The sequence below is a fragment of the Longibacter sp. genome, assembly GCF_051155795.1.
Lineage (GTDB): Bacteria > Bacteroidota > Rhodothermia > Rhodothermales > Salinibacteraceae > Longibacter.
In genome coordinates, this window is the sequence record NZ_DAXETW010000109.1 from 1 (window position 1) to 6,630 (window position 6,630).

Sequence of the window (6,630 nt, forward strand, 5' to 3'; positions counted from 1 at the left end):
GCCGTCCAACCGCGGTGCTTCGACCTCGTCATGGACATCGGGCTCCATCCAGACGATCCCGTGCATGTGGTCGGGCATCACGACGAATGCGCCGATCTGGATTTCATCGCGAATCTCCTGGGATCGGCGCCACTCGGCCGCGACTATGCGCCCGATCGGATTCAATGCCATTACGCCCTCCTGAATTTCGCCGAAGAGCTGCATCCGTCGGTGCGTGCAGATCGTGACAAAGTACACCGCCGATCCAGTATAGTCCCATCCCCTGGCCCGACGGGAGACGAAGTGCGTCACGTAGCGCTCACACCGTGATTCCTTGCGGCCCACGAGAAGGAAGGGTTGAGATTACGGTCTATGCGGAAACGCACGTAGAAAGGCTTCGGCGCAACCAGCTTTGCGTCGACAGGGCGCGGCACACCCCAGACGCATGATGCGTGGTCTGAATATTATAATAACAGCTACACATAATAATAACAATGTTTGCTTCATAAAAGCACAGTAAGCGCCTGCCGTCGCACCTGCCCGCCGTGGCATGGCCCCCCGCCCCCGCATTGCCCCCACCGTCGCACGGCCGTGCGACGGTGGGCGAGCTGCGGGGATGGCGCATGCAAGCCATGGCTCCCATGTCCGAACGCGCTCAATTCCGTAGTATAGGGCACGAGTCTCCCCGCGAATGAGTCACCGCGTGTTATGGAAGCGAGCCTGCCGGATCTGTTTTTACGTTTTGGCACCGCTCTGGTCATTGGGCTGCTAATCGGCCTCCAGCGGGAGTACGCGTTTCAGGAGCGCGGTCACCCCGAGAGCCAGGAACTACTGGCAGGGGCACGGACCTTCCCCCTGATTAGCCTGCTCGGGGCTTCGTTTGCGTTGCTGTCCGACCTCGCGCAGGCCCCGGTCCTGCTGGGCACGGTCGTCGCCGGCGTCGCCATCCTTCTGGGTGTGGCGCATTTCCAGGAGGCCAAAGAGACGAACACGGGCCTCACAACGGAGATTGCCGCACTCATCACGCTCGGCGTGGGCATGCTGTGCGCCTGGGACTACATCGAGCTGGCGGCCGCGCTCGGCGTCGCAACCACCGTCCTGCTCGCCCTCAAGGTGCAGACGGAGTCGTTCGCCGAGACCATTGACCGGGACGACGTGTTCGCGACACTGAAATTCGCGGTCATCACGGCGGTCATCCTGCCCATCCTGCCGCGACAGGGCTACGGTCCGTCCCCGTTCGACGTGGTCGTCCCCTACAACGTCTGGCTGATCGTCATCCTCATCTCCGGGATCAGCTTCCTGGGGTACGTCTTGATACAGGTCGTGGGTGCCCGACGCGGCGTCGGCCTCACCGGGATCCTCGGCGGACTCGCCTCCAGCACGGCGGTCACGCTCAGCCTCGCCCAGCGCAGCCGGGACGCGCCCGGCCTCGCTCGGGCCTTCAGCATGGGCGTCGTGCTCGCGTGGACGATCATGTTTCTTCGCGTGCTGGTGGAGGTCGCCGTCGTCAATGTGTCGCTGCTCCGGGTCGTCGGCGTTCCCATCCTCGCGATGATGGCCGCCGGCATCGCCTACGCGGCCTACCTCTACAAGGCCGGCGACGCCGGCACCGAAGCGGACGCAACCGAATTGACGAACCCCTTCCGCCTGACGCCCGCCATCACCTTCGGACTACTTTACGCAATCATTCTCGTCGCCACGAACGCCGCCCAGACGTACTTCGGGGACGCCGGCATTTACGTCACCAGCCTCCTGTCGGGCCTGGCCGACGTGGACGCCATCACGCTGTCGATGGCACGGCTCAGCGGACCCGCCGGCGCCGTCGAAGCGCAGACGGCGGCCCGCGCTATCGTGATCGGCGCGGCAGCCAACACGCTGCTTAAGGGAAGCATCGTTTTCGCGCTGGGGACGAAACGCATCCGGCGCCCGATCCTCGGAGGCATGACCGTCATCATAGCGACCGCCGCGGGGATGATCTGGTTCATTTAACCACGGCTCGAGAAATGACGTCGACGCCGGGGCCAATCGTCGTGCGGTACCTCCAGAGGCGAAGGACCACGCAGCACGTCGCGTTCATCGGGTTGCTCGCTTCCTACGGAGCAAACACACCGACCCCGCTGTCGACGTAGGGGGCGTCGAACGTGCCCGTGATCGTGGCACTGGTTTCTCCGTCGCCCGGCGCAAGCGGGTCCACTCGCTTGACGGTGACGTCAAACGTGCCCGAAAGCCGGTCGTCGCTGGACGCCGTAATCGTAATCGTGCCTCCGGTCGAAAGGTACTGCACCGACGTGTCGCTCTGCCCATCGACGTAGTAGAACGAGAAGTCGGAGGTCGCCGTCAGATTGTCGCTCGTCCCGTCGATGCTCTGCACCGAGTAAGTGCCCGTCGACGGGCGGGCGGCGCCCCGAATCAGGAGGCCCTGGTCGGTCCTATCGTCGCTCGAAAAGCTCACCGCCATGGCCTCGGCACTTGCATCCGTCGATCCGCTCGACCACCGGGCGCTGCCGGAGAAGGAGGCGTCTACGGAGTCGCCGGTCGCATCCAGCGTGTAAGACGGCTCCACGGTCGACCCGTCGTCACCGCTCCCGCCACTGTCGCACGCCGTGAATGCGAACAGGAGCGAGACGCACAGGGCGAGAGCAAGCGTTCGCGCGGCCGGGGAGGAGAACGCGCGGGAGCGAGACATGCGAGTTGACATAGAGAATCACCTCAGGGGGGCTTGAAAAAGGCTGTGAAGCGATCTACGGTGCTAGCAACGCAGGTGCGAGGTCTCGACGCAGCACGCGACGTGGACGCCACGCCGTTGTCTCGCGAAAATGAAAAGCGTCCCGCAGCATTGCAAACCTGCAGCGCGTCACACCCGGACGCCCTCGATCGGACCGTCGTTCGTCCGTGTCAGGCCGTCCATATTGCCTCGCGCGATCAGATCAGACGCTCACCGATCCGCATCGCGTCATCTTCTACGGACTGTAGGCAGGCCTTCCGGTCCCGGTCACACCTGCAGGCGAGAAGATCCTGCGCGTTGTGCCAGACGTCCTCGCGCCACGAGGTGATCAGCCGGGAGACCAGCATCTCGTCGAGCGGTCCCAGCACCACATCGACCGCGCCGAGAACCCCCATTCGCGGCTCCAGCACGGTATCCTGCACGGCGTCGATGGAATCGGCAATGACGCGGTTTATCCCGCAATGATCGGCGTATCGCGTCGCGCGGTGCTCGGGCTCTAAATCCGGCCACTCTGGAGCCAGAACCTCTTCCAGCGTCAGCACCAGGTCGTAGTTGATGTGGGCGTTCACGCCGAGAAGCAGGTGTTGGACCGGCGTTCTGTTGGCCGCATCCGTCACCTCGAATGCAAGCTGCCAGACCGGCGGTGCCGAGGACGGCGTGCGTTCGTACGCATCAAGCGCGTCGAAGTAGTATGCCGCGAACCGGTGAAGCAGCCGGTGGACCCACCTGCCGTCGCCGAACCGGCGTCCGTGCACACCCGCGAGCATGTTGCGGGTCATGATGAGGTAGCACTCCAGGAAGACCCGGCGCCCCTGGTCCTCAGGCCAGCTTCTCAGGTGAGTCTCCATCCGGCCGAGAAGCGCCGCATCGTCCAAACGAGCATCGTCCACACGACCGCAACGGGCGGTAGGACGCGCCGTGTCGCGCGGTTCGGGCGAAGGTGTGTCGGAAGAGGTCATCATGACGAAACGCTGACCGGGAGGCACCCGGGCAACATACGACCCGACACCTCTTCTCACAACGCCGGGGCGAGCATCTTCAAGACGGTCTGCCCGCTTCGGCGTACGGCGTGCCACACGGAATAAGGAGCGACCGATAGACCCGCGGTCCCGCGTGTGCCGCATCGTGTCACGAGCCCCCCACCGTTAGCGCACGACGCTGAGTCGCTGTGTTCGAATCGTCCCGCCCGTCTCGAGCCGGACGAAGTACATCCCCGGTGCGAGCCGGTCGGTCGAAACTGTGACTTCTTTCCTCCCTTTCGTGTCGTTCCCATTCGTAACGGTCCGAACCCGGCGCCCGAGGACGTCATACACAGCGATTTGGACCGGTCCGTCCGCCGGCAGCTCGTATCGCACGGTAACTTGGCGGCCAGCCGGGTTCGGGAAGGGTGGGTGCAGCGTCACCTGACCGGGGGTACCCAGGCGAACCGTTTCGGATTTCGAGTATGTCGGTGTACCATCGACGTCTACCTGCCGGAGGCGGTACGATATCTCTCGCTCCCCAAAGGGTAGACGGGCATCGGTGAACCGGTACTGCTGCGACTCGCTCGTCGTCCCGGCTCCGTCGACAAAACCGACCGTCGTCCACGCGGCCGTGGCGTTGGCGCTGCCCGGACGCCGCTCGACGTAGAATCCCTCGTTGTTCGTTTCGGAAAGAGTCGTCCACACCAGTTCAACCGTGTCATCCACGGGCCGGCCGTCGAACGTAGCCAGTTCGACCGGCAGCGATGTCGTGATGCCGAAGATTCGCGCCACCTCGATGCTTGCCTGCAGATCCGCACTTGCCTGGGACCAGCCCGTGCCGTCGAATACGGTGGTCCGACCGGCCCCGGATGCCGTTTCCCCCGAGAGGTAGAGCGCATCGGACGCATTGGCGGCGGACAGCACGAGGTGGTAGTCCGTACCCGCGGTCACCTTCACGTCCGCCGCCTGCAGGTCGAACGCGTTCGGCGTGAAGGGGAAAAGCTGCTCAGCCGGAACGGCGACCGTATTGCCGATCTGCGCGTCCGGGGCGCCGCTTCCGTCGTCCGACCAGATCTCAACGTTCAGGGGACCGGTGAGGCCGATCGCCGAGCCGCCTGGGCTGCCGCCATCGTGCCAGAGCCGAAGCAGGCTGCCGCTGACGTGCCCGTTCACCGTCGGCTGAAACCGGATGGCGATCCGGGGCGCGGCGCTGGTGATATCCAGCCGGGTCATGTCGCCAAACGCCACGTCGTCGTAGTCCGCAATCATCTCGCGGCTCGCCGTTCCACCGAGGAAGTCGACGACGGCGTCCAGGATGTCGAGTTTTCCGTACCCGAACACCGCGTTCGGCACCGCGCCGTACTGAGCCGTGAACCCGTCGGTGTCGGCGTTCGACGTGAGGTAGGAACGCACCTGGTTCGCGGTAAGGGACGTGCCCTCCTGCTGTGCGGCCTGGAGGAGAAGAGCGACCGACCCCGCCACGACGGGAGACGACATGCTGGTTCCCTGCGTGTACCGATGCATGCCGTCCTGGTCGAAGATGGCACTGGCATCCACCTCCGGCATGTCCTGCGAGTAGGCCGACACCATCGCCTGCCCGGGGGCCGTAAGATCCGGCTTCACGACGCCATCGCGACGCGGTCCGCGGCTGCTGAAGAACGAAATGTCGCTCCGGTCGCTAAATGCGCCGCTCGCGTAGCCATATACACTTCCATTCGTGCCCCAGTACCACCGGTGAGCGTGGGAGCCGACCGTGATCGCACCGGTCGACGTCCCCGGGGAGCCGATCGTGTAGTCGCCGTCACCATTGTCAAAGGAGCCCGGCACCAGGGCCCCCCACGTCCACCCGTGGTAGGTGAAGGCCGACGACCCGGGATTCTCGATCTCGATCTGCCACTCTCCTTCCGCTGGCGTGATCTCCGCCGCCGGGTCGACCGACGTATCCTCATAGTCGAAGATCTGGATGTCGAAGTACCGGTCGCCGTTGTCCAGCCCGATCCCGCTCTCCAAAATAATCAACCCGGACGGCGTCTCTTCGCTCACGTCGTCGACCGTCGTGCCTGAACCGGTCAGCGTCGCGCTGTCCGTTCCATTGGGCGCTGTCACGGTGATGATGACGTCCTCGGCCGTGTCAAACCACTTCTGGATGCCCACGTAGTCATTCGCCGTTCCGTCGCTGGGCGAATACTCTCCGACCGTCCACGGCTCGGAGGCCGTATTCCCCCCAGCAATCGTCCCCGTCACGTGCTGTGCCGAAGCACCGTCGTTGCCGGCCGAGACCACGACGACCCGATCGGGCGCGGTGCCGGGATCGTTGCTACCGTCGTTCGGCGTGACGTCGGTGAAGGCATCCACGGCGAGGTCGAGCGTCGCCGTACCGTCGTGCGCCCCGAAATCCGACCCGAGGCTCATGTTGATAACAAGCGGCTGGTTCTGATCCGTCGCCACCTGCCCGCAGTAGGTCATCGCGTCGATCACATCCGTGGTTGCGAACGACGCGTTGCCGGCCTTCACGACGATAATGTCCGCATCCGGCGCCATCCCCCGATGCTCGGGCGTGGTCTGACTGCCGCTGAGGACGAGCGCGTTGCCACTGCTCGCCACCGTGCCGGCGACGTGCGTACCGTGACCGTCCGTATCCTCCTGGGTCACCGTTCCGGCGTCGATATCGGACGCCGAGTATTCGGTGCCGTAGTCCAGACCGCTCATGGTCCCGCTCCGGTCTTCCGGCGTCTGCCCGCTCGTTGTGTTCGTCTGATCCCACAGGTAAACGACCCGCGTATCGCCACTTGCATCCATGAAATCGCCATGGTCGAAATCCAGACCGGAGTCGACGATGCACGTGAGCACCCCCTGCCCGGAGTAGCTGGTGCCGTTGACGGCGCCGCTGTTCAGGATGCGGGCACCGACCTCTCGGGCGGCTTCGTCATTGTGGAGCGAGGCGATGGCTGCAGGCTGGATGCG

4 protein-coding genes and 1 pseudogene are annotated in these 6,630 nt (G+C 64.6%); 1 reads left to right on the plus strand and 4 read right to left on the minus strand.

Going from position 1 to position 6,630, the window contains the following annotated elements:
* A pseudogene (locus ACFCU0_RS11640) lies at nt 1-324 on the minus strand (hypothetical protein); the annotation flags it as partial.
* Between the two features lie 363 nt (nt 325-687).
* Here ACFCU0_RS11640 and ACFCU0_RS11645 point away from each other — a divergent pair.
* Nucleotides 688-1,968, plus strand: a complete 1,281-nt coding sequence (locus tag ACFCU0_RS11645; protein ID WP_434973845.1) for an MgtC/SapB family protein — start codon at nt 688-690, stop codon at nt 1,966-1,968.
* A gap of 103 nt (nt 1,969-2,071) precedes the next feature.
* Here the strand turns inward: ACFCU0_RS11645 and ACFCU0_RS11650 are convergent, their stop codons facing one another.
* The 3 genes from ACFCU0_RS11650 to ACFCU0_RS11660 all read right to left on the minus strand — a co-directional run.
* On the minus strand, nt 2,072-2,665 hold the full coding sequence (locus ACFCU0_RS11650) for a hypothetical protein (protein WP_434973846.1): 594 nt from the start codon (nt 2,663-2,665) through the stop codon (nt 2,072-2,074).
* A 236-nt stretch (nt 2,666-2,901) separates the two neighbouring features.
* The gene (locus ACFCU0_RS11655; protein WP_434973847.1) at nt 2,902-3,666 is read right to left on the minus strand and encodes a DUF5995 family protein; all 765 of its coding nucleotides are present in this window, start codon (nt 3,664-3,666) and stop codon (nt 2,902-2,904) included.
* 183 nt (nt 3,667-3,849) lie between these two features.
* Nucleotides 3,850-6,630, minus strand: a 2,781-nt coding sequence (locus ACFCU0_RS11660) for a S8 family peptidase (RefSeq protein ID WP_434973848.1), incomplete at its 5' end; no start/stop codon positions are given.

Bases quoted from the DNA above. Each gene is read 5' to 3' on its own strand.
- ACFCU0_RS11645 (WP_434973845.1), top strand. From the start codon at position 688: ATGGAAGCGAGCCTGCCGGATCTGTTTTTACGTTTTGGCACCGCTCTG.
- ACFCU0_RS11650 (WP_434973846.1), bottom strand. From the start codon at position 2,665: ATGTCTCGCTCCCGCGCGTTCTCCTCCCCGGCCGCGCGAACGCTTGCT.
- ACFCU0_RS11655 (WP_434973847.1), bottom strand. From the start codon at position 3,666: ATGATGACCTCTTCCGACACACCTTCGCCCGAACCGCGCGACACGGCG.